Raw genomic sequence first — 22,938 nt, forward strand, 5'->3', positions numbered from 1 at the left:
GTGTCCAAAGAAAATAAAGTTGTAGACTGAGAAAATAAAATATTAGACTGGTGGTGCTTCATTAAGCTAACGGCAGGATAAGGAATTTTTGGAAGATTATTGATATAATAGAAAGGTGGGAGATTTTTGATAGAAACAAAACGTCTTATAATTAGAGAAATGGTGCAGTCCGATTATGATGCATTGTGCGGAATATTGTGTGATGAGGAAGTAATGCGTGCTGCTTATGAAAGTGCATTCAACTTAGAAGAAGCACAAAATTGGCTTAACAGACATCTTAAAAGATATGAAGAATATGGTTTTGGACTTTGGGCTGTTGTATTAAAAGAAACAAACGAAATGATTGGTCAATGTGGCTTGACAATGCAAGGCTGGAGAGAAAAAGAAATTTTGGAAATAGGATTTTTGTTTCAAAAAGCGTATTGGCACAAAGGTTACGCAACAGAAGCGGCAATTGCTTGCAAGGAATACGCTTTCTCAGTTCTTAATGAAAATAGGATTTATTCTATTATTAGGGACACAAATATAGCCTCTCAAAAAGTTGCTGTTCGAAACGGTATGAATATTATTGATAAAGATACTAAGAATTTTAGAAATATAGATATGGAATTTTTTCTGTATTCTGTAGAGCGAACAAAATGAGCAGGTGAAATTGAAAAAGGTTTCCATGATGAACCCATATACTGTTTGAAATTGAGCTAACGGAAAACGTTAGTTCAATGAAGACAGCGACAGTCTAGGACTTTATTTTCTTCTGACACAAGGCTATGATAAATCCTAATGTTGATCTTTACGATAAGAAAACCGCCTCGTTGAAGAGGCGGCTTATTGAACTATCGGACCCGTTAGTTGAGTCTCTTTAATTTGGTTTTTCATTGATTTCCGTTAAAGTCACTTATTTATTACCGAGTTGTTCCGCCAAACCAATTAGAAGTCCTTCAATTCCACGAATGTAGCAGAGCCGATACGAGTTCTCGTACTGAACCACTTCGCCAACGAGCTGAGCACCATGCTTAGTGAGCCTGGATACCATTTCGTCAATGTCTTCAACGGCGAACATGACGCGTAGATAACCGAGGGCATTTACAGGAGCAGTTCGGTGATCTGATATAGCAGGTGGGGTGAGAAATCGCGAAAGCTCAAGTCGGCTGTGGCCATCTGGGGTAACCATCATAGCAATCTCTACACACTGTGAACCCAGCCCGGTTACGCGACCAGCCCATTCACCTTCGACAGTAGTTCGCCCTTCGAGCTTCAGGCCAATCTCCTCGAAGAAAGAAATTGCGTTATCAAGGGATTCTACGACGATGCCAACATTGTCCATTCTTAGTAATTTGCTGTTTGCCATAGCTTTATCTCCTTATGTGTACAAATGTATTACCTGAGCATCTTCATATTTATTCCACCAATGATTACTATTTTATTCCAAACAAAGTTTAACTAAATATTCTAATAAAGAAACGAGTGAACAACATGAACAATGATGAACAACTCCTCGAACGCTTCGGAATAGAGCCGGAAAACCAGCATCGAGACAGCATCCGGCAGCTTTTACAGGCAGAAATCAAGAATGAAGCTTCGGAGGACAATGAGTATTTAAGAACACTGTGCATCCTGCTGTTCTCCATCGGAATTGTTGAGGACACTCTGCTGATATGGGCGGCCAAAAGGAAAAACTTCGACGCCAGCGCTTATATCGACGTTCAGCTTCTCTGCGGCGCAGGTGTCAAGGAGACTATGAAATATCTGCAGGCTCAGCCGAATGAGGAAGCTCAGAAGCAATTAGCATACCTGCAACAGTGTGAGCCTTATGATTTGGAGGATTTTTCAAAAAAGGAATGGATGGACGGCTATAAAAGCTATTATGGACTTGATCATTGATACTTTACCTGGAAATTCCGGCTGTCAAAATAAACAAGATCCCCGCTGTCATAATGCCACACGGCCTTCAGGTGGGTAGGTTGCCTAACGCCGTCAATAAGCTTGTAATCCTCCATATATGCTGACCATCGCACCCGCTGCTTGGTACCGTCCATTCCGATGGCGGTGCGGTCGTCCGTTGTGAAGGACAGGCATTCACCGTTGTCGCGGAAGCTGAAAATTCCACCCGCTGTAATGCCGTAGTAAGAAATATTCGCTCTGGCATGAGTATCGTCGATGGGTTCCCAAGTGATATAGCTCTGTATAGCCGCACTCGGCAGCAAGAGAGTTTCCGACAAAAAAGTAACCAGACTTGCCTGATCCATTTCCTCGCCCCGCTGGTTGAAGAGAGTGAACATTTTAGCTAGAACGCCCTTCATACTGCCTTCGCCGTCTACATAAGAATCAAGGCCCTGAAAGGGGATACCGTACATTTTTGTATCAATTAGGGCAATTCTGGTTGGCTGCTGAACGAAGTTGTATTGCGTGTAGTCTATCGAAATAGCAGGCTTCTTAGGGGACAGAATGAAGTTTACCTTTGAAAAAATGATGTTCATCGAAGACATTTTAGGTTTGCCGGTAAATCCGCCGGTCTCAAAATACTTCCGCACAGGGGACGGCAGCGGCTTCCAGTCTTCATGTGTAAATACCACGTCCGAAATGGCCGCACGGGCAAGCTGCTCTTCAGCGATCTGCTGGAAATCTGCTTTTAACCGAGGAAACATGATTTTTCTACTCCTTTTCTTCATCGGCAGCATCAGTCTCCATTCGGGAGATGTTGTCAGCGAGCCGGGTCAGACCGCTGTATAGGCCGCCAGTCAACCCGGCATCGAAGGAGTGGAACAAAGCCTCCATGAACTGATCTTCCCGCGCACTTCTTCCCGCAAAATAAACCATACATTTCTCCGTAAGCTGCAACCGGACCATACGCGCATCGCTGCTATCCTTTGTGAGGGTGACAAATCCCTGCTTCTCCAGAATCAGAGCCATCTTCTTCACATTTTGCCGGGAGCTGCCGATCATTTCGGCAACATCGCTCAAGGTGGGAGCGGGCGACCCGCTTTTCAAAATGATAGCGATCAGCAGCCACTGCTTCATCGTCATTCGATCGTCCAATTTGTCGCCTAGCACTTGCAGACGGTTGGCTAGCGTGAGAATAGCGCCCAGTATGTAAGCTTGCTGCTCTTTTTCGTCCAATGCGTTCATCTCCTAGTACAGTATCCGTTCTAATTCGGAGCCTTTGTAGTTTGGGGAGAAAGGGATTCGTCGTATCCATCCTCCTGTTCCTTAACGGACCATAATGCCCTTATTTTCCCAAAAGGAATACATGTAGCCGAGCTAACGGACTGTAACGCGCTTATCGTCTCTTCAACAGGTATATTTGGGGTGAATGACTGCCTTTAAAGGCTCTGGAGTCCGTTGACTTACGAAAAAATGACTTCCAGTAGAAATAAGAGCCGCCAAGTCCGTTAAAAACAGGGAGACTCTTCCAATCAGGAGATGACTCTGTTCGCGGGGCCAGATACGCCTGCATTGTGATTTCTACACCCTAATCCATTTGGCGGAGCATCGTTTGAATTCCAACATTTAGAGTCTGACGTTCTGCTAGTGTTAAAAAGGTAACCTATTACGATTTTATTATACGTAACAGGTTACCTTTATGTCTACCTTTATTTAATGATACCAGCGCTGGTCATAGCCATACTTCGTTAAAGTCCTCTTTTTTCCTCAAGATCCGTCACTCTGCGTATAACTCTCTTGAATTATGGGTTTGTTCTGCAACAATTGGACAGAAGCCGGGGTTCGAAGTACATAACGCTTCGGTGAATTCCGGCTCAGGCTTGGAGAGCTTGGCAAAATAGCTGCTGAGGATGTGATTGAGGTTAATGGCTCCATTCTGGAATGGCTGGGAAGAGAGGGACTGCACATGGCTGTAGTAGTAGCGTTTCTCCCGTCTCGGCAGCTTGTAAATCGAAGGCGGAGCGTGTGTCACAATGTCGAAAGGATTGGCAATGCGGTGGCTGGTCTGGACGTATTTGGCACAGGCTTTTGCAAACGCCGGGTCGCCTACACGGGGGGAAGCGAAGGTGTAAAGGCGGGGAGCGGTAAAAGAAGAATTGGCGGCAACATCAACAGCACACAAGGTTGCGAGCGCGCCGCCCAGGCTGTGGCCTGTGATGTAGAGGGTTTTATCGGACGACAGACTGTCCAGCGCAGAGAGGATGCCGCTTCGGGCAGAAGCATAAATGCCTGTGAAGCCGCGATGGGTCAGGCAATCCTCCTTGATGTATTTGAACTGTTTTTGCGAGGCATTGGCATTAGAGATCCAATTAGGCATTGAACTGCTTCCCCGGAAGGCAACAATAATCTCTTGCGGAGCTTCCAAAATAAACCCAAACCGCTCCCATGCCTGGGTGATCGACTTCGCTTGAATTGTGTAATGGACTGAGTAACCGGCTGGAACGGTGAACGCACCGTCCGTGTTCGTAAATTGGTCATAGGTCTGACCGCAGACTGCTGCCAGAAAGATCGCACGCTCTTGAAAATAATTAGTGCTGTTCACCTGAATCCCCGCCTTTCTCTACTATCTATTTATGATGAACCTACTGGATTGGTGCCTAGATGGTGAAATTCATATCCATGCAGCTAAAAGCTACAGCAGTTTGTCTGAAGTTTTGTTGTTCTTGGGTCAAAAATGTTCGCAAATTGTAAAAAATAGCAAAACCATCTTCTATTCCAAAAATTTCTATGTTATTCTATCCACAGCCATCCTTGGCTACAATCGAGTGAAGAGAATGGAGGAATGAAGAATGTTTCAAAGCTTCCTGCGTCTGCGCAAAACATGGACAAGCCTGGCGATTGCCGCTATGCTGGCATCGGCTGTAAGTATCGCGCCGGTCCGGGCCAATGCGGAAGGGGCATCCGATCCCGCGCCTAGTATTACCCCGGCTACGGCGAACGGCAAGAAGGTGCTGTTCGACAATACGCATGCCCAGACAGCCGGTGCGGCGGATTGGGTGATCGACGGCGGCTTCTCGGATTTCGCCAACGGGCTGGCAGCTCAAGGCTACTACGTTAAAGAGCTTCGCAAGAGCACGCCGATTACGTTATCCGATTTGTCCGGCTACGATGTGTTCGTCATTCCTGAAGCAAATATCCCGTACAAGACTTCCGAGCAGAGCGCACTGCTTAGCTATGTGCAGGGCGGGGGCAGCCTTTTCTTCATCAGCGACCATTACAATGCGGACCGGAACAAAAACCGCTGGGATGCCTCTGAGGTCTTCAACGGCTATCGCCGGGGAGCCTGGGCAAATCCCGCGCTTGGCATGACTACGGAGGAAGCGGCTTCGTCCGCGATGTCCGGGGTTGCCAGCTCGGACTGGCTCGCCTCCAATTTCGGTGTGAGATTCCGCTACAACGCGCTCGGAGATGTAACGGCAAGCAGCATTGTAGCGCCATCGCAAGCGTTCAATATTACAAGCGGGGTATCCAGCGTAGCGGTTCATGCCGGATCAACACTTGCCATCACCGACCCGACGAAGGCGAAGGGAATCGTCTATGTGCCGACAACGTCTACCGCCTGGTCGAGTGCAGTGGATGCCGGAGTCTATAACGGCGGCGGAGTTGCGGAAGGACCATTTGTCGCTGTAGCCAAGGTCAGCGCAGGCAAAGCGGGCTTCATTGGAGATTCTTCCCCTATCGAGGACGCTTCCCCTAAGTACAAGCGAGAAGAGACAGGCGGATCGAAAACGACATACGACGGGTATAAGGAGCAGGACGATGCCACTCTCTTGATCAACATGGTGAACTGGCTCGCGACACCGGAGAGCTATACTTCACTCTCCTCGGTACCCGGGCTAACGCTGGATACAGCCACTTCGTTATACAATTGGGAAGCGCCTGCCAGTTCTACGGAACCGCAGCCGGAACCTTGGGCTGCGCCGGCTGCCGGTTACAAATGGTATGATTCCTCCACCTTCAAGGCAGGCTCTTATGGCGCCGGTTCAACCTCCAACCCGGCGCCGGCGTACGCATTCGGCCATCAGGCGACGCTTCCGAATCAATATGAGTTTCAGGTGGTAGTCACCCTTACGGGTCTTACAGCCGGATCGACAACCTCCGGTTATAGCCTGGGAGTGTACACCAGCTCCGGGACGCAAGTCGCGAAGGTTAAGAACAGCGATGGTTCGTGGCCGTCATCCTATGGCTATAGCTCAACATTTTCACTGACGGCCAATTCCAGCGGTGTTGCGACCAAGACCTTTACTGTAACCATCAATCCGAACACCACCGGTGCGGCCAATATGCGGCTCCGATTGAACGGTACGGCAAAATACACCGAACCCGTGACGATAGCGAATGTTCCAGTTGAATAGTTACAGAGCGCAACCATAATATCCAAGGCTTGAGAGAATGGCTAAATGCCGTATCTCAAGCCTTTTTTGTGTGATCGTAGGCCCGCTTCTACGTCCGGGGACCGAGACATAAATGCGCTTGGAGACCGTTAAGCTGCTCAATCCTTGGCGTTATAATGAAGCAGCACTAAGGAATCAATGGCAAGTTTATATTCAGTTTAAATTAGCCATTTATGATCCTTGCATAACGAACGTTTAGGAGGAGTAACAAATGAGTCAACACTCACAAGCTGGTTCACAATCAAGAGACTGGGCCATCGAAGCCCGGGGGCTTGTCAAGGATTTCGGGGACAACCGGGCGGTGGATGGGGTGGACCTGCAGGTAGCTACGGGTTCGATTTACGGTGTGCTGGGTCCCAACGGAGCCGGGAAAACTACAGCGGTCAGAATGCTGGCAACGCTGCTGAAACCGGATGCCGGTTACGCGCGGATATTCGGGCATGATGTAGTAAAGGAGCCGCAGATCGTGCGTCAATTGATTGGTGTGACCGGCCAATACGCATCAGTGGATGAGTCGCTTAGTGCAACTGAGAATCTGGTGATCTTCTCCCGGCTGCTCGGGCTGGGACGAGCCGAAGCGTACCGCAAGGCAGCGGATTTGCTGGAGGAATTCGGTCTCAGTGAAGCGGCTAAGCGCCCGCTCAAAAAATTCTCCGGCGGGATGCGCCGGCGGCTCGATTTGGCTGCAAGCCTGATCGCGCAGCCGCCGCTTATTTTCCTAGATGAACCGACGACGGGCCTCGATCCGCGCACACGCAATCAGATGTGGGATACGATCCGGCGTTTGATTAAAGCCGGTTCAACCGTTTTGCTAACCACACAATATCTTGAAGAGGCAGATCAGCTCGCGGACCGCATTGCTGTAATTGATCATGGCCGGGTGGTCGCTGAGGGAACGGTAGATGAGCTGAAATCATCAGTCGGTACCTCATCCTTACAATTACGAGTTCAGAATCCGCTGCAAATGGAACTAGCAAGACAGACCGTTGAACAGGTGCTGGGAGTAAAGAGCAGTATCTCTGCGGAAGCCGCAAAGATTACTGCGCCTATGGGGAACGCCGATCGGGTCACCGACTTGTTGATTGCTCTCCGTGAGGTGGGGGTTTCTTTGGCGGAGCTGAGTGTGCAGAAGCCGACGCTCGATGAGGTGTTTCTGAGCATTACAGGCCACGGGGCAACAGAACAATCAGCTTCTTCGTCTGCCCAATCAATTCAAATGGAGGGACAAACCATATGAATACATTAATTAAGCCAGGCGCCACGCGCCAATTGAAAAACCGCACAAGCTTCAGACAGTCAGTACGCAATTCACTTACAATGGCTTACCGGGGCTTGCTGAAAATCAAACGCACTCCAGAGCAGTTGTTTGACGTCACACTTCAGCCGATTATTTTCACCCTGATGTTTACTTATATCTTTGGCGGGGCAATCTCTGGCGATGTCCAGAATTATTTGCCGGTGATCATCCCGGGGATTCTAGTCCAGACCGTAATCGGCACTTCGATTGTTACAGGTGTCCAACTGCGTGAGGATATGGAGAAGGGCGTATTTGACCGGTTCAAGTCCCTGCCGATCTCACGGATTGCTCCACTTGCGGGAGCGCTGCTGGCGGATACGGTGCGGTATACCATTGCGACTGTGCTCACTTTCGTAATGGGGTATATCATGGGCTTTCGTCCTGAAGGCGGACTCGGATATGTTGCGCTCGCGGCTCTGCTTGTAATCGGCTGCTCATGGGCGGTTAGCTGGATCTTTGCCTTCTTCGGTGTAATCGCGCGTACGGCTTCCAGTGTACAGGGAATATCCATGCTCGTGCTGTTCCCGTTGACCTTCCTCTCCAATGCCTTTGTGCCGGTCAATACGATGCCGGACTGGCTGCAGTGGTTCGTCAACGTGAACCCGATTTCGCATCTGGTGTCGGCTGTCCGGAATCTTGTTAACGCAGGAACGATGGGCTCAGATATTGTCTACTCCCTTGTAGGTGCCGCAGCTATCGTAGCGATCTTTGCACCGATCACCGTGCGCGCATACATGCGCCGTACGTAATAGCAAGTGATCATCAGGTAACCCTTATTGATGGGGGTTGCCTTTTTTTTGGCTGCTTAAGCTATTCCAACAGGTAAACGATGTGAAATCTCATTGAATGATTGAGAAAATTATGGAGCTTGACCATATTGGAATCAATGTACGGTATGCACTAAACCATAAACCGGGTGTATTGTTTCTGCATTTTAGCGGCGGGAATTTGCATATGTGGGACGGGGTGGGTTATGGAATGATAACTTCTTAGCCTTCTTTGAAAATAGTCTGCAACAGTTGCCAAACGGTGAGTATATGTATTGCTACCTAAACCGCGTTAGACAGAGTATGTTCAAAAATACTGGGATCTAAAGTTCGAACAATACTACACAAAGGTACAATGCCCTGTGTTATTTCTTCCCAGTACTGAAGAGTGGGCGGACGAGAAAATCAGAAGCAGTATACATGCATTCGCTGGTCTGGTAGAGGAACACGAAATTGAGCATATAGATAATTCTAACCATGCCTATGTCTGGCTGCTGCTTCATTAGCCCCTGATTGTATTTGTCTATGTGTAATGTTAATCTAAACAATAGAGATGCAAATAAAGGAGCTTAAACCTTATCATGTGGATTACTCTGTAAAGATTAACAGTTCGAAAAGATGCCTTTAATAGTGGCTACACTATTTTATTAGGCATGCTTTTCTTTAATCTTACAGGGTATGCAGGGAAAGGTGTCTCATCAACCCATTCTGCGGATACCTAATGGTATCCGCTTTTAATTTCATGGGAAACCGCATCTCTATTGATTCTTACCTGCGTATCCTCCTAATAATGAATGGAGGAACTTTATTATGAGACCTAAGTTAGTCTTGATTGAGGGATTACCAGGATTCGGGAAAACAACAACGGCTCAACTAGTTCATGAAATTCTTACGGAAATGAACATTAAATCTCAACTGTTTTTAGAAGGAAATCTAGAACATCCTGCTGATTATGATGGTGTCGCCTATTTTCAGAAAAATGAATTTGATAAATTATTGAATACCCATGAAACGTTCAAAGATTTGTTGAGTAATCTTGTAATTAAACATGGCGACAATTACTTCTTAGAATATCGGAAAATAAAAAATGAATACGAGTCAAGTTTTCCAGATGAATTGCTACATGCAGTTGTCAAAAATGATGTTTATGAACTGTCGCTAGACCGAAACAGGAAACTGATAACAGAGAAATGGAAGAAGTTTGCGGAGAGTGTTTTGAAAGGTACAGACACCTTTGTTTTTGATTGTTGTTTTTTACAAAACCCTGTAACCCTGGGGATGATTAAAAATGCAGCAAAGAAGGAAGACGTTATAAGTTATGTTTTAGAACTGGCAACAATTGTGGAGCCGCTGAATCCATTGTTGATTTACGTCGAACAGGACGATCTTGAACATTCATTCAGAAAGGCTGTAATGGATAGACCCCAAGAATGGTCAGAGGGATTCATTGAATATTATACAAGCCAAGGATATGGAAAAAAACATAGTTACAAAGGTTTAGAGGGAACTCTGCAAATTCTTAAGGCAAGAAGGGATTTGGAAGAAGAAATATTTAATGGAATAAATATAGCCAAGAAAAAAGTGGACAACTCTTCGTATGATAAAAGCAAATATAAGCAAGTTATAGTGGAGGTTTTATCAGAATATTTTGGCGCAACAAACTAACGAGAGTCTAGGTTATGTGAAAAATACGCAAATCTTATATGTGAGGGTGATTCGTTTGCAGCAAGGAATCATTGTGTTGATGAACGGAACTTCAAGTTCAGGGAAGACTAGTATTTCTATGGAACTGATGAATCAGAAAGAGATTCCTTTTCATCATTTATCCATAGATGCTTTTTTTGGTAATTACAATGATTTTATTGATAATAATTTTCCGGATATTGAACCTACAAGAGAAGTAGACGATGTCGGTAAAATACTTTTTGATCCCATAAACTCAGTTTATTATGCAACAATTAAGTTGTTTTCAGAAATGGGTTTAAATGTAATCGTCGATACCGTAATCGACAATGACAAGAGGTTTAATGATTGCCTTGATGTATTGTTTGGTCATCCAACATTGTTTGTAGGCGTATTATGCTCGAAAGAAGAACTCACAAGAAGAGAGCAAATCAGAGGAGATCGACAAATTGGACTAGCGAATTCCCAATACGACCAAATCTATTCCTTTAATGAATATGACCTTACAGTAAATACTGAAGCATTGAGTCCCACAGAAAGTGCCGAAAAAATACTAGGCTTTATTAAATCCGGTCAGGAATACTCAGTATTTAAGAAATTAAGTAAACGAAATATTAGTGTTTCCTAGATAGCAATTCATCAGATACAGAGGGCAGATTCGAATCCTCCCAAAAAAATGTGATCATGTATAGCAGCCGATGGGCTGCTTTTTAAATGGGAAAAACAAGAAACCTATCAGAGGAATTTGCGTCTATACATCACAGGAGTATTTACAACCGGAAAGGACGGAGGATTATGGTTAAAAAATGGCTGATCGCCCCAATACTTGCCGCCTCATTACTTATAGCCCCAATTACAGATGCTGCTTCAACTGCTTATTTCAAGTATACCTTGGAGGGTGGGGGAGCAAGTACCAGTTCGGCGCTGCTTAAGAATGGAATTACCTATGTACCAACCAGTCACTATGAGTCGCTAGGGCTTCGGGTCACATGGGATAAGTCCCATCAAAAGGCGCAGTTTATAGGCTGGAACAAAAAGATTGGTGTTCGTCTTGGGAGTACCAAAGGCGTTCTTGACGGTGCAATCGTTGATCTTGGAGGTATTCCTTTTGTATATGGTGAACAATTGTATGTACCCGCCCGTTTCCTGGTCCGTTCCCTGGGCGGTACTACGGTGAGCTGGGATTCAGCGCAGGGCGTCTATACTGCACAAGGGCTGAAGACTTTTGACAGCGTAAGCGCAACCTATGCCGGAAAACAATATACCGTGGATAAACAAACCGGGAACCTTTATGTCAACGGCCCATCGGGCGAACCCAAATTGCTCGCGAAGCTCGGGCCTAAGCTTTACGATATGGTTCAGTTTGATTTCCAAAAGACCCCAAAGGGCCTGATTTACCTGACAATTACGGATGTTTACGGAGAGCCGCATATCAACAATGCATGGTATACGCTGATTCTCAAGGATGGAGTAGTTATCCGACAGGATAACGTAAAATACTGGAAGAGATATGGAGATAACGTGAAAATGTATGGCAATACCCTGGTGCTTACAGATGGCCAAAAACTCCGGCTGATTGAAGACGGAACGGGGAAAGTAACGGAGACGCTTGACTTAGTCAAGCTTGGCGGCGAAGCCGATACGTATTTGGTTGAAGGAATGGATGATGATTTTCTGCTGATTCGTCCGAATCAGAAGGGTATCCTCAAGCTGATCGAACGCAAGACAGGAAAACAGACGTTATTATACCAAAAGCTCCTCGACGCCGAGCAGCAAGAGTATGCAGAAACGAATGATCTTCCGTTCTTTGGGGACAATCTGAAATTCGTGAAGCGTGAGGGGGATACGCTGCTGTTTACGAACGAGTACGTGCGGGATGGTAAGGTTTATAAATATATTTTGAAGTAGAAGGAAAGGGGAAACCCATTTGAAACAAGCGTTAATTATTATTGATGCGCAGCAAGAATTGATAGATGGGAACCAGGAGGAAAGTGCTGTATTTAACAAGGAGCACGCAGCAAAAAGGTGAAACTGCTGGCCCAGTTTAAAGATCAGGCGGCAGGCGCCTATTACAAAGGAATGCTCACCCTGGGCTGAACGGATGGGAATTCCTTTGTACCAATTTCATGAAGAGATAGTTGAGTTGAAAAAACAAAGTAGTTTCGATTGAAAACTTTTTGCAGTAAAACTAAGTTCACGATTTTTATGAATAATAAGGCCATGCGAAAAGCTCATTTCGGAATGAAAAGGAAGGAGCTTTAGTGTGCCAGTCTTTAGTTCGTTGCTGATAGCTATTTTAGGGACTAAGGCAAAGCCTTTTCCACAGCTTACATATTGCTTTAACATCTCAAGACTGGATAGCTCTAACGCATCTTTCACCATAATCCCGGCATTTTTTAAAACATCTACAGCAGTCGTATGATACAAACAAGATGTACCGCTACTTATAAAAACCTCGTCATTTAGAATCTGCACTCCCGCATTTTCCACTTTCCGAGCGACATCCTCAGATGCAGCAAAAACGATCGTCTCATCAATAATTGGGTAAAAAAGAATTTCATGGCGATTTGGATTTTGAGGGACAATTCCAAAATCCAGCTCATAATCCAGTACTCCTTTTAGGATGTCTTGATGCGCTCCTTGTTCAATACGCAAATTTACGTTTGGAAAGTTTCTGGCGTATTCCTGAACAAAGGGAAGCATACGTGTAAGAAAAAAAGATTCCTGTGTTCTAATGCGTATTGTTCCGCAGGGCTGATCCAGTTCTTTCATACTTTCTTTAAGGGATTGGCTTAAATGAACATACTGATAAGCATATTTGGAAAATACCTTTCCCGCTTCCGTAAGTTCTATCCCTCGTGGATACCGGTGAAACAATTTTTGTTCGCTGATTTTTTCTAATTGTTGGATATGCGTGGTTACTGTGGACTGAACATAACCTAAGCGATCCGCAGCACGGCTGAAGCTTTTTTCTTCAAGTAAAGCAATAAAGGCCAGAAAAAAACGACCTTCTAATAAATCTATCACATCTATCACCTTTCTGTATTTCGATTTGAAATAGTAGGCATTCAATTTATTCGTTAGTCAAATACATGCTTTTATTATACGATAACCTTAGTTCAAAGCCAATTACCGTAACACCATCAAATCACGGAACCATAATACTGTTGATTTAGAAGGAGATGTAAAAATGAAGATTAGTTATCATAAGCAGAAGGTTGGAGATGTCGAAGTTTTTTTTCGTGAAGCTGGGCCTAGAGACGGTCAAGTTATTTTATTATTACATGGGTTTCCATCTTCAAGTCATATGTTTCGCGACCTAATTCCCAAACTGGCAGAACAGTACCGTGTGATTGCCCCTGATCTCCCTGGATTCGGTCTTACTGCAACCCCACCGCGCAGTCAGTTTAAATTCACATTTGATAGCCTTTTCCAGGTCATTGAAGGTTTTACTGAAGCATTAGCTCTCAAGCAGTATGTGCTTTATGTGTTTGATTACGGTGCACCTGTTGGTTATCGCTTGGCAGTGGCTCACCCGGAAAGAATTCAAGCAATTATTAGTCAGAATGGCAACGCATATACTGAGGGATTTAGTGATGCATGGGGATCCTGGGAGACATATTGGCACTCTCCAACACCTGATAATCGTGAAGCATGTCGCGATTCCTTGACCCCCGAGACCATTCGTAACTTTCAGTATCTACATGGAGCTGATGCCAGCCTTGTTTCGCCAGACGGGTATTCCTTGGATATTGCTTACATGTCGCGCCCGGAGGCTGAAGAAATCCAACTGGACTTGATTCTTGATTATAGAACAAATGTAGATCGTTATCCTGACTTTCAGGCTTATTTCCGTAAGTATCAACCTAAACTTTTAGCCGTATGGGGACAAAATGATCCTGCCTTTCTCCCTGCTGGAGCTGAAGCTTATAAGCATGATATTCCATCTGCGGAAGTCCATTTACTTGATACCGGGCATTTTGCTCTCGAAACACATGCTGAAAAGATCAGTGAGCTAATTCAACAATTTTTAAAAAAGTTAACAACAACCTGAAATTTCAATGAACCCATTGATCCAATGTCGATGAGGTTAAGCGCTGAGAAGATTGAGCTTGGAAAATATCCAGCAAGGCACTAACTCTCCGTTAGTGTCTTTTCCTATTTTATAAACAAACCTTTCCGGTTAAGCTGCAACTCACTTGAGGTTGTCTGTATGATTAATTCCTCTACAGCGGATAAGGTTGCAATTGTGCAGACAACAGTTGTCCATATGGAAGTATAGATGTAAGGAAGGCATAGGGGAGTGATGAAAAGAATAAAGCCGGTGAGCTTATTGCCGTAGGTATGAATACTCGCGTAGGTTTTGAATTTGTACAGGGCTGTTATGACCGATGCTGCACGGATGACTGCGATGATTAAGATCCATAGGATGATTCCACGGGTAAGTCCAAGGAAGGGATAGAGCGTATATAATGAGACCCCTACCATTATAGTGTCGGCAGCGGAGTCGAGCTTTGCGCCCAACCGGCTTGTTGAGCCCGTCTTTCTCGCAATATGTCCGTCGAGCAGATCGGTAAATGCGCACATTATATAGACAACAAGAAAAGCCGGGCCTAGCGGTTCGAGGAATAACAGTATGAGGGCCATACCGATTCTGCCAAGCGTTATACAGTTAGGTACCGCTTTCATCGGGGGCACCGCCTTTGTGCAGGGATGTATCTTAGTATATCATTGGAACCCACCCTCTTCTAGTCTGGGGGGAATAGAGCTGCGGCTGTTTCTTTTGGGTCTGCTTGAGCTTTCCTGGCCGGTGATGTTAAAGACTGAAGGCTAATGGCCAGAAGAAACGCAATAAAGAACAGGATAAAGGAGATGCCGAAGATGAACCTGGCCCCGGTATAAACATATAGCCACCCGAAAAAAACATAGGACAGCATATTGGTTGCCAGCGGCCCCCCTTCAAACACGGAACCGACACGGCCAAGTAAATTCTCTGGAACATAGGTCATTAATAATGTAGACAGCGTTATGCTTAGAAGGGATATCCCGATCCCAATAATAATCCGGCTAAGCAGCATGGAAATGGAGCTGAAGGAGAGCGTAAGCAGCAACAGCCCAAGGGTCATGATCGCTGCTCCCCAAATGTTGATTTGTATGTAATTCTTGAATCTTGCGCCAAGTACATTCAGACCGAACGCACCGGCGAACATGCCAATCCCGCCAGCGGTGCTTGCCCAAGCTAAGAAATTCTGGTCTAAATGCAGCTCATTAACCACGAAATAAATGTTTAACAAGTTGATAGCCCCTGTGCTCATCCCCATAATCGCTAATAAGACAAATAACCGTTTGGTGAGGGGAGAAGAGAGGATATACCGGAATCCTTCCAGCAGGTCTTTCCAAAAAGACGGCACCGGATCAGAATCGGACAGAGCTGCCGGGGGGGCGGGTTTAAGATTTATTTTCAAAATAAGCAAGCTGCCAAAGAAAAAGCAAAATCCGTCTACAATCAAAGAAGTAGATGCCCCCCACCATTGGTAGACAAATGCTCCAATCGCAGGCCCTGCTAGACTTATCAGCGTATCCGCTGTCCGTACAGAAGAGCTGGCTGTTCCATAATCCTCGTTGTCCACGGCAGCGACAGTTAATTTACTGATGGCAGGCTGGAAAAATTGTTGAACGGTACAAGTGAAGGCCAGCATGATTAACAAAAGTGGAATTTGCTCAAACCAGATTAATCCGGCAAGAACAATCGACATCAACGCCCGAATGACTAGAGTCGCTTGCAGCACTTTCTTTGGATTTCTTCTGTCTACCCACGTCCCGGCCAGGGGTGCCATTATAAATACAGGCAGCATTTCAGCAAACAAAAGAGCCGTCCGGTAAAAGACAGCTTGATCCGCCTCCGCAAATACCCAGAATAGGATGGCCCAATTTCTGATTTCATCTCCTACAGAGGATAAGGTTTGAGTGAACCATAATCGGCGAAAGACTCCGTTTTTCAGCATACTCCACAAGAAAAGGCCACCTCTCTATTGGTATTGTCATCTAAGAAGTCAGCAATTGATGAGTATAGAAATGATCGTACACCTGACCGATCCAATCCTGCCGTTCTTCCTCACTGGAGACAAAAGGGTTCTCAAGTGACAGGTTATGTACGACTGTCTGGAAGTCGCCTCCCATATCAATCCGCCGTATAATCGCAATACTTAAATCATCCATGCTCATAACCCGAACGTAGCGGTTGTGACCTTCAGGAGCTGACGCACTCTCCAGTACCAGTAGAATGCATTCTTCATTTCCTTCCAGAAGCTGAATATCGGCAGGAAGAGGTCTGTGCAAATTCAGTTCAAGGATGGAATGGTGTAGCTGGATGACTTTTACGGGTTTAATTTTGTCCTTGTTAAGCGGCCTTGCAGCCTGTTGCATCAGTTCCATTACAGCCTGTTCGTAAGAAAAGAAATCCTTGATGAGCAGTCCGACATCCCCCGCAAGACCTTGGATTAGCTCATCGAGTATGGAAGCTACTTCAGCTTCTTGCGGAGGAGCTGCGTTCGAAGCTAACCTGGTGGAGACAAAATCAATGGTATGGGTGTATGAAGCGGCAGCTTGATGATTCAGATAATACATGGTGCGGAAAAAAGAATGTGCCAAAGGGTAATAGAGCTTTCTAATCCGGTGCAGGATGACGGTATCCACAGACCGCAAGGAGTAATAGTTGCTGAAGATTTGCGGGTATGTGGCAATCCATTCCTTTTCGATCCCGGATAGCTTGAAATCACTGTTCATGTCGTTGGTGCTCCAGAATTGATCATCAAGCACCAAGCCGTCTTTTTCAGCATCATATAATTGGGTTCCAGGAAAAGGCGATAAGTGATGCAATTGCACATCGGCTATACCTATGGAAAACAACCGGACAATCAAATCCAGGGTCTGATTAATATCCTCCTGCGTTTCTTCAGGAAATCCCATAATAAACGAGACCGTACACGAAAGGCCAAGCTGATGAAGCTCCCGGAGCAGGCTAAAGGCCTGATTTAAATCGAGTTTTTTACCAATGACCTTTTGAATGGGCTGGCTGCCGCTCTCAATCCCGAAAAATACGCCGTTGCATCCAGCCTGCATCATATATTCGAACAGTGCTTTATTTACATGGTCGGTTCGGGATGAACAGCTCCAGGTGAAGGACTCGTTGCATTTGATAAGCTCCTGGCAAAAATGTCTGACAAACTGCTGATTAACGGTGAAATTATCGTGCGTTAAGCTGAAATGGGCAATATCCCACCGGTCCCGAACATACTGCATCTCAGCAATGATCCGCGCGGGGCTTTTCGTTCTGTATTTTCGTGAAAAAAATGTTGAAGTGCTGCAAAAGCTGCAATTAAAGGGACAGCCGCGGCCAGCTTCAATCGGAAAATATTTAGGCTCTGAGCTTGTAAAATAAGCATCAATATCATCAATTAAATGGAAAGCGGGAAACGGTGTTTCGTCCAGATCTTTAAGGATCCTCCGTGGCGGATTGGTGTGGACCGCTCCCTCCAAACGAAAGCATAACCCTTCTACATCCTTAAGGGGATGGTCAGACTCCAAGGCTGCAATTAGCTCCGGCAGGGTAAGCTCGCCTTCCCCAATGACGATATAATCGACAGACGGGAAGTGGGTTAACGTTTCTTCAGCTACAAAGCTCGCGTGGGGACCACCCAGGATAATGATTCTGTCCGGGTCCAGCCGTTTGCATTCCTCTGCAATCCTTAGAGCTATGGAGTAATTGCCGCACATCGCAGTTAATCCGAGATATTTGGAAGGCTTATTGAGAATCAATTGTGCAATCTCTAAAAGGGCTGCTGAATCAAAATGGTTTGTGCCCGAATATAGTAAAGCCAAATCAGTGAGGCAGACCTCGTATCCTGCGTCGAGCAGGGCAGCACCTAATACAAGTAGATTCAGAGGAGGATCAAGCGAATCTACAGATGCATTATAGGGTGGACAGATCAATTGGATCATTGCATAGCACCTCACATCAAGAGAAGATTTTAACTTAAAGCAACGAACGAAGAATTCAAAAGCTTAAGATGATCACCAAGATCACGCTTCACATTCCCGCAGTACGTACCCAAGATAGAACCGGTTTTTCTGTCGGCTTGAACGGGGCAATTTCCTGAGCATAGAAAAGCTATATTACATGCGCTGCACTCCGGCTGATTCAAGACATGACGCCCATTCCAGAGCGCCAGCTTTTGTTCATCCAGTTGGAGCTGTGGATAATACGTTCCGAGACTCCACTTCTTATCGCCTATAATGCTGGTGCACGGGTAGATCTGATGATCCGGTGAGAACGTGAATGTTCTTCCTCCGGCAGCCTCGCAAAAGTAAAAATTAGGAAAATAATTATCCGTAGCGATGCCGGTATGTAATGCTTTTTCAAACGGCAGGGAGAGTCTGGTCAAATCACTGTTTAGAGCAGTATTCACAGCTCTTAATTTTTCGATGGGCACGTTCTTTTTGATAGATTCTGTGATCTGATAATTTGGCAGCAGGTTCGGGGCGGAATTGCCTGCATAATTTTCAACGGGAGAAAGAGCAACTGAGAAATTAGGGTATTTATTCCACTGTCTATCCTGGAAATCATTCAGAAGCTCATCCAGATGTTCAATATTCTGACTATCCAGATTGACACGAATGGTGATATCAAATTGATGATCTAAGAACCAGTCAACCTGGTTTATTATTTTTAGAAACGTACCTTGGCTGGCTTTGGTGATCCGCCGCTGATCATGAATCGCTTGGGGGCCGTCGATGGTAAGCTGGATTTTAATCATATCCTTATAGGATTGCAGCAAATCCTGGTAGTGGGACAGGAACATACCGTTTGAAATAATTGTGCCCGGAATCCCCCGTTCCTTTGCTTTTTTAAGAATAAGCTCAACAATAGCATGGTTCAGGGGAAGGAGGGGTTCTCCGCCAAAAAGAATGAAATGATGCTTCGGGGAACGGTGCTCCAGCATGATTTGATCCATAGCCAGAAAGGCCGCCTGTACCTGATCTTCGGTCATCCGTTCGTTGCTGGAACGAATTTCCTGCGGCTCGAAGCAGTAGACGCATTTCAAATTGCAGGTCATGGACGGACAGAAAACAAATGAAATTTCATCTGAGCTGTGATGATCCAAGTAATCTTTATAGCGGCCGATCAGACCTTGCTCTTCTTCAGCCTCTCTAAAAAGATAGCCTCTGGAAAATAAAAATTGTTGTTCTTCATTGCTAAGAGATGGAGTAGAGGGTTGTTCATTTAGGAGGAACTGGCAAATATGCTCTTCAACAATGTCCATCGCTCCTGACAAAGAATTGAAGATCAGATGTTGGTCATTCCTTAACCTATATGTAAAAATATACTTCGAGATATACATCGCGTTCACCCTCCCATAGTAAGAATAGCGGGAAGGCATAAGCAATGCTCTTCCCGCTATTGCATTAACTGGCCTTTTGGTTAGGATTGCTGATTTTCACTGTTACTTTTGCGCAACAGGCTGAGGGAACCGGAAGTTCTTTGAGTTCTTTGGCTGAGAGATTAGTCCAGATATCACTATCCTTAGTTAATGATTTCATTTGCATTTCCTCCTCTCATATCAGATTATTTATGACAAGGTGGATACCCTGACATCAGGTTCATGAAATTCACTGGTAGTAGCCTTCAAGAAGACGCTCCCGATGAAGATTGAGATAGGTCTGGAGGTATTGCCTCGTAAAGTTGCAGTTCGATTCAAAGTCCTTCAATTCACCATCGCTGCTTCCTTGCAGAACACAACCGCCTCCGCATAAAGGAGCGAGATTACACCGGCTGCATTTCTCATTCACTACGATATCCCGGTTCCATCTCTGCCATTTCTCTTCATTTAATTGCAGCCCTTGAAGATAGCTGCCAATCGAATAATCCGGGAATCCAACCGTTTCCACACAAGGGTACAGCAGCCCGTCTGCGCCAAATACGAGATTATGAAGCTTGGAAGCGCTGCAGCCGGATAAATCGAAGTAATATTGATCGTCGTCCTTGTCAAAAATCGCTTTGCGGAGAATCCGCAGCTTCTTCTCCATGAAATAACCCAAGCTGGCTTTATACCTGTCGCGGGTTGCTTCCCAATCCGGAAAGATAGAATGAAGCTGCTCCAGCAGTTCATATTCGGGCTGAAAGCCGGAGACATTCCCCGTATTGAAATTATCGTTAATCGGGGCGATCTGGCAGGAGAAATCAGGTGAGCTTGTCCACTGAAGCCGCTCGAACAACTCGAACATTTCCGGCAAATATATGACATTATCCTTGCCTGTGTTGATTCGGACTGTTACGGAAATATGCTGTTCAAGAAGGAAATTAACATTATTGCAGATCTGGTCGAAACTGCCGCTGTTGTCCATATATTTTCGAAGCTGGTCATGAATTTCTTTGGGGCCGTCAAGAGTAATCTGCATATGGTGGAAATGCTCGGAATGCTCCTGGAGAAAGGGGAAATAAGCGTTCAATTCTGTTCCGTTCGTGATGGAGAGAATGGGCCAATTTCTATGAATCGCCTGCTGCAATATGTATTCAACCTGAGATTGATTGCGGGCCAGGAAGGGCTCACCGCCAAAAAGCTCGAATTGGACAGCCGCATTGGGCTGCTTCTCAACCATTTGGTCCATAGCCTGAAACATTTCATTGATTTGTGTAAGCTCCAGTGTCGGTGAGTCCTGATGAATGCCCGATTGAAAACAGTAAGGGCAGGTGAGGTTGCATTTATAGGTTGGGCATATCGTGAAGTGTAAGGTCGGATGCGAGGCGTAGTAGGTTTCCAGCGATTCACGTACATATTCTTCTTCTTTCATTTCCGTAAGATAACCTCTGCTCATCAGCATAGTTCTGGTCTCAAGATCCAGGTCGTCCATTGGAAGCAGCCTGTTGTTAAAAAGAATCTTGGCTACCTTATGCTCAACCAAGTCCACAGCACCGGTTAAAGTATTCATAATCAGCAGAACATCAGCATTTAATCTGTGCTTATAGATGTACTTAGATAATCTCATACGCCTCGTCCTCCTCAGGACTGTAGAGTTGTATTCAACTAGCTTGTAAATAAAGTAAATCTATTTCCAATTAATAACTATGAAAAAAGTCATAAAATAGAAAATATAATAATATATGAAATAATGTGTCATATGATGGGATATTTAGTTCGTGGAATCCTGCTCTATACATGCGAAAAGAAGTATGTCGGGGATAAGTGCAGCTCAGCACATTTTCTGAACATTTGATAATTGCGTAGGCACCAGTATACACTAAAAAGAAAACCCAATCTGCGCCCCCAAAAGGAGACCTTATGACTGAGCACAAAGGAATACATCCAGGCTGGAACTTCGACAATAGCTATGCCAGACTGCCGGAAGCATTGTATACACGGCTCAAGCCAGCTTCTGTCCGCTTGCCTAAGCTGGTTATTTTTAATGATCCGCTGGCAGCTTCATTAGGGCTGGATAGTCCGGCCCTGCGAAGTGATGAGGGCGTAGCCGTTCTTGCCGGCAACGCCGTACCCGAAGGTGCGGAGCCGCTTGCCCAAGCTTACGCAGGTCATCAATTCGGGAATTTCACCATGCTGGGAGACGGCCGGGCAGTGCTGATTGGCGAGCAGATCACTCCGCTGGGTAAGCGGGCAGATATCCAGCTTAAGGGATCAGGCAGAACGCCATACTCGCGCGGTGGCGATGGCCGGGCGGCGCTGGGGCCGATGCTTCGGGAATACATCATCAGCGAAGCCATGCATGGGCTTGGCATAGCCACAACCCGAAGCTTGGCGGTAGTTTCAACCGGTGAGCCGATTATCCGGGAGACTGAGCAGCCGGGGGCCATTCTGACCCGTGTGGCCGCCAGTCATCTGCGCGTCGGAACCTTTCAATATGCTGCAGCAAGGGGGATAAAGGAGGACCTCCGGGCTTTGGCAGATTACACGTTGCACAGACATTATCCGGAAACAGATGGTGAGGAGAACCGTTATCTTTTCCTGCTTCAGGAAGTGGTCAAACGTCAGGCGGAATTGATTGCGAAGTGGCAGCTTGTCGGCTTTATTCACGGGGTAATGAACACCGACAATATGGCCCTTAGCGGAGAAACCATTGATTATGGCCCGTGCGCTTTCATGGACACTTATGATCTTGGAACGGTATTTAGTTCGATTGATCAACAGGGCCGTTATGCCTTTGGCAACCAGCCGAGTATTGCCGCATGGAATCTTGCGAGGTTTGCTGAGGCGCTCCTGCCGCTGCTGGATGACAATGAGCCGCAGGCTATCGGGCTTGCTGAGGAAGCCATTTCAGATTTTGGAGTGATATTTAACCGGAATTGGCTCGCGGGGATGAGGGCGAAGCTCGGAATCTGTAACGAAGAGCCAGAGGATGAATCCCTTGCTGAAGAGCTTCTCGGCATGATGCACAAGCATCGCGCGGACTATGCCAATACCTTCCGTGCCTTAACTTTGGACAAGCCGGAGGATACGGCCATGTTCGGAACTGAGGAATTTACCCGGTGGCATGAGCTATGGCAGGCAAGGCTGGGCAGACAAGAGGAATCACAAGAGTCTTCACAGCAACTGATGCGCAGCAGCAATCCTGCGGTCATTCCGCGCAATCACAGAGTGGAAGAAGCACTGGAAGCCGCGGTGAATCAAGGAGATTACAGTCTAATGGAGCGGCTGCTTGGAGTTCTTTCGAATCCCTACGCTTACACTTCCGAACAAGCGGAGTATTCGGCACTGCCTGAGTCATGCGGCGGTCCTTATCGAACCTTTTGCGGTACGTGATAAATGGAGAAAATGAAAATCATATGACGTTTATGCGCCTACAC

Annotated in this window: 21 protein-coding genes and 1 pseudogene; 11 read left to right on the forward strand and 11 right to left on the reverse strand. The window is 45.9% G+C overall.

What is annotated here, in order from left to right; all coding sequences use genetic code 11:
- Positions 1-126 precede the first annotated feature (126 nt).
- Positions 127-642 (forward strand): GNAT family N-acetyltransferase, encoded by a 516-nt coding sequence (locus B212_RS0108865; protein ID WP_019910254.1) that lies wholly within the window; start codon positions 127-129, stop codon positions 640-642.
- 253 nt (positions 643-895) lie between these two features.
- On the opposite strand, the gene B212_RS0108870 is transcribed toward B212_RS0108865, so the two are convergent.
- A complete protein-coding gene (locus B212_RS0108870; protein ID WP_019910255.1) occupies positions 896-1,348 on the reverse strand; it encodes a VOC family protein in 453 nt (150 codons plus the stop codon).
- A gap of 125 nt (positions 1,349-1,473) precedes the next feature.
- On the opposite strand from B212_RS0108870, the gene B212_RS0108875 reads away from it, so the two are divergent.
- Positions 1,474-1,881, forward strand: coding sequence for a hypothetical protein (locus B212_RS0108875; RefSeq protein ID WP_019910256.1), 408 nt, complete (start codon positions 1,474-1,476; stop codon positions 1,879-1,881).
- On the opposite strand, the gene B212_RS0108880 is transcribed toward B212_RS0108875, so the two are convergent.
- The 3 genes from B212_RS0108880 to B212_RS0108890 form a co-directional block, all read right to left on the reverse strand.
- A complete protein-coding gene (locus B212_RS0108880) occupies positions 1,875-2,645 on the reverse strand; it encodes a DUF6544 family protein (protein WP_019910257.1) in 771 nt (256 codons plus the stop codon). The two genes, B212_RS0108875 and B212_RS0108880, sit on opposite strands and share 7 nt — an antisense overlap.
- Before the next feature lie 7 nt (positions 2,646-2,652).
- Entirely contained in the window at positions 2,653-3,117 is a 465-nt protein-coding gene (locus tag B212_RS0108885; protein WP_019910258.1) for a MarR family transcriptional regulator, read from the reverse strand.
- A 541-nt stretch (positions 3,118-3,658) separates the two neighbouring features.
- A complete protein-coding gene (locus B212_RS0108890) occupies positions 3,659-4,483 on the reverse strand; it encodes a lipase family protein (protein ID WP_019910259.1) in 825 nt (274 codons plus the stop codon).
- Between the two features lie 247 nt (positions 4,484-4,730).
- Here B212_RS0108890 and B212_RS0108895 point away from each other — a divergent pair, with 247 nt between their 5' ends.
- From B212_RS0108895 to B212_RS34445, 7 genes and pseudogenes are all read left to right on the forward strand, one after another.
- A complete protein-coding gene (locus B212_RS0108895; protein WP_019910260.1) occupies positions 4,731-6,296 on the forward strand; it encodes a hypothetical protein in 1,566 nt (521 codons plus the stop codon).
- Between the two features lie 250 nt (positions 6,297-6,546).
- Positions 6,547-7,572 (forward strand): daunorubicin resistance protein DrrA family ABC transporter ATP-binding protein, encoded by a 1,026-nt coding sequence (locus B212_RS0108900; RefSeq protein ID WP_019910262.1) that lies wholly within the window; start codon positions 6,547-6,549, stop codon positions 7,570-7,572.
- Complete coding sequence (locus tag B212_RS0108905) at positions 7,569-8,381, forward strand: ABC transporter permease (protein WP_019910263.1); 813 nt, start codon at positions 7,569-7,571, stop codon at positions 8,379-8,381. The genes B212_RS0108900 and B212_RS0108905 overlap by 4 nt, the downstream gene beginning before the upstream one ends.
- A gap of 828 nt (positions 8,382-9,209) precedes the next feature.
- On the forward strand, positions 9,210-10,064 hold the full coding sequence (locus B212_RS0108915) for a hypothetical protein (protein WP_019910265.1): 855 nt from the start codon (positions 9,210-9,212) through the stop codon (positions 10,062-10,064).
- A 55-nt stretch (positions 10,065-10,119) separates the two neighbouring features.
- Complete coding sequence (locus tag B212_RS0108920; RefSeq protein ID WP_028530701.1) at positions 10,120-10,710, forward strand: chloramphenicol phosphotransferase CPT family protein; 591 nt, start codon at positions 10,120-10,122, stop codon at positions 10,708-10,710.
- A 167-nt stretch (positions 10,711-10,877) separates the two neighbouring features.
- Positions 10,878-11,990, forward strand: a complete 1,113-nt coding sequence (locus B212_RS0108925) for a copper amine oxidase N-terminal domain-containing protein (protein ID WP_019910267.1) — start codon at positions 10,878-10,880, stop codon at positions 11,988-11,990.
- A 19-nt stretch (positions 11,991-12,009) separates the two neighbouring features.
- Positions 12,010-12,090 (forward strand): annotated as a pseudogene (locus B212_RS34445) (cysteine hydrolase); the annotation flags it as partial.
- 116 nt (positions 12,091-12,206) lie between these two features.
- Here the strand turns inward: B212_RS34445 and B212_RS0108935 are convergent.
- Positions 12,207-13,109, reverse strand: a complete 903-nt coding sequence (locus tag B212_RS0108935; RefSeq protein ID WP_019910269.1) for a LysR family transcriptional regulator — start codon at positions 13,107-13,109, stop codon at positions 12,207-12,209.
- 163 nt (positions 13,110-13,272) lie between these two features.
- Here B212_RS0108935 and B212_RS0108940 point away from each other — a divergent pair, with 163 nt between their 5' ends.
- Positions 13,273-14,136 (forward strand): alpha/beta fold hydrolase, encoded by an 864-nt coding sequence (locus B212_RS0108940; RefSeq protein ID WP_019910270.1) that lies wholly within the window; start codon positions 13,273-13,275, stop codon positions 14,134-14,136.
- Positions 14,137-14,240: 104 nt separating this feature from the next.
- On the opposite strand, the gene B212_RS0108945 is transcribed toward B212_RS0108940, so the two are convergent.
- From B212_RS0108945 to B212_RS0108970, 6 genes are all read right to left on the reverse strand, one after another.
- The gene (locus tag B212_RS0108945; protein WP_019910271.1) at positions 14,241-14,771 is read right to left on the reverse strand and encodes a CDP-alcohol phosphatidyltransferase family protein; all 531 of its coding nucleotides are present in this window, start codon (positions 14,769-14,771) and stop codon (positions 14,241-14,243) included.
- Positions 14,772-14,830: 59 nt separating this feature from the next.
- On the reverse strand, positions 14,831-16,087 hold the full coding sequence (locus B212_RS0108950; protein WP_156830100.1) for an MFS transporter: 1,257 nt from the start codon (positions 16,085-16,087) through the stop codon (positions 14,831-14,833).
- Positions 16,088-16,127: 40 nt separating this feature from the next.
- Positions 16,128-18,083, reverse strand: a complete 1,956-nt coding sequence (locus tag B212_RS0108955) for a B12-binding domain-containing radical SAM protein (RefSeq protein ID WP_019910273.1) — start codon at positions 18,081-18,083, stop codon at positions 16,128-16,130.
- Between the two features lie 29 nt (positions 18,084-18,112).
- On the reverse strand, positions 18,113-19,483 hold the full coding sequence (locus B212_RS0108960) for a radical SAM/SPASM domain-containing protein (protein WP_019910274.1): 1,371 nt from the start codon (positions 19,481-19,483) through the stop codon (positions 18,113-18,115).
- Between the two features lie 64 nt (positions 19,484-19,547).
- Positions 19,548-19,682: a hypothetical protein gene (locus tag B212_RS35665; RefSeq protein ID WP_019910276.1), complete on the reverse strand. Its 135-nt coding sequence runs from the start codon at positions 19,680-19,682 to the stop codon at positions 19,548-19,550.
- 69 nt (positions 19,683-19,751) lie between these two features.
- Complete coding sequence (locus tag B212_RS0108970) at positions 19,752-21,128, reverse strand: radical SAM/SPASM domain-containing protein (RefSeq protein ID WP_019910278.1); 1,377 nt, start codon at positions 21,126-21,128, stop codon at positions 19,752-19,754.
- A gap of 293 nt (positions 21,129-21,421) precedes the next feature.
- On the opposite strand from B212_RS0108970, the gene B212_RS0108975 reads away from it, so the two are divergent.
- Positions 21,422-22,894, forward strand: coding sequence for a protein adenylyltransferase SelO (locus B212_RS0108975; protein ID WP_019910279.1), 1,473 nt, complete (start codon positions 21,422-21,424; stop codon positions 22,892-22,894).
- Positions 22,895-22,938 lie beyond the last annotated feature (44 nt).

The sequence above is a fragment of the Paenibacillus sp. HW567 genome (genome assembly GCF_000374185.1).
Taxonomy (GTDB): domain Bacteria; phylum Bacillota; class Bacilli; order Paenibacillales; family Paenibacillaceae; genus Paenibacillus_AQ.

Coding starts and splice junctions, on each gene's coding strand:
- B212_RS0108870 (WP_019910255.1), bottom strand. CDS start 1,348: ATGGCAAACAGCAAATTACTAAGAATGGACAATGTTGGCATCGTCGTA.
- B212_RS0108875 (WP_019910256.1), top strand. CDS start 1,474: ATGAACAATGATGAACAACTCCTCGAACGCTTCGGAATAGAGCCGGAA.
- B212_RS0108880 (WP_019910257.1), bottom strand. CDS start 2,645: ATGTTTCCTCGGTTAAAAGCAGATTTCCAGCAGATCGCTGAAGAGCAG.
- B212_RS0108895 (WP_019910260.1), top strand. CDS start 4,731: ATGTTTCAAAGCTTCCTGCGTCTGCGCAAAACATGGACAAGCCTGGCG.
- B212_RS0108900 (WP_019910262.1), top strand. CDS start 6,547: ATGAGTCAACACTCACAAGCTGGTTCACAATCAAGAGACTGGGCCATC.
- B212_RS0108905 (WP_019910263.1), top strand. CDS start 7,569: ATGAATACATTAATTAAGCCAGGCGCCACGCGCCAATTGAAAAACCGC.
- B212_RS0108915 (WP_019910265.1), top strand. CDS start 9,210: ATGAGACCTAAGTTAGTCTTGATTGAGGGATTACCAGGATTCGGGAAA.
- B212_RS0108925 (WP_019910267.1), top strand. CDS start 10,878: ATGGTTAAAAAATGGCTGATCGCCCCAATACTTGCCGCCTCATTACTT.
- B212_RS0108940 (WP_019910270.1), top strand. CDS start 13,273: ATGAAGATTAGTTATCATAAGCAGAAGGTTGGAGATGTCGAAGTTTTT.
- B212_RS0108945 (WP_019910271.1), bottom strand. CDS start 14,771: ATGAAAGCGGTACCTAACTGTATAACGCTTGGCAGAATCGGTATGGCC.
- B212_RS0108950 (WP_156830100.1), bottom strand. CDS start 16,087: ATGCTGAAAAACGGAGTCTTTCGCCGATTATGGTTCACTCAAACCTTA.
- B212_RS0108955 (WP_019910273.1), bottom strand. CDS start 18,083: ATGATCCAATTGATCTGTCCACCCTATAATGCATCTGTAGATTCGCTT.
- B212_RS0108960 (WP_019910274.1), bottom strand. CDS start 19,483: ATGTATATCTCGAAGTATATTTTTACATATAGGTTAAGGAATGACCAA.
- B212_RS35665 (WP_019910276.1), bottom strand. CDS start 19,682: ATGAAATCATTAACTAAGGATAGTGATATCTGGACTAATCTCTCAGCC.
- B212_RS0108970 (WP_019910278.1), bottom strand. CDS start 21,128: ATGAGATTATCTAAGTACATCTATAAGCACAGATTAAATGCTGATGTT.
- B212_RS0108975 (WP_019910279.1), top strand. CDS start 21,422: ATGACTGAGCACAAAGGAATACATCCAGGCTGGAACTTCGACAATAGC.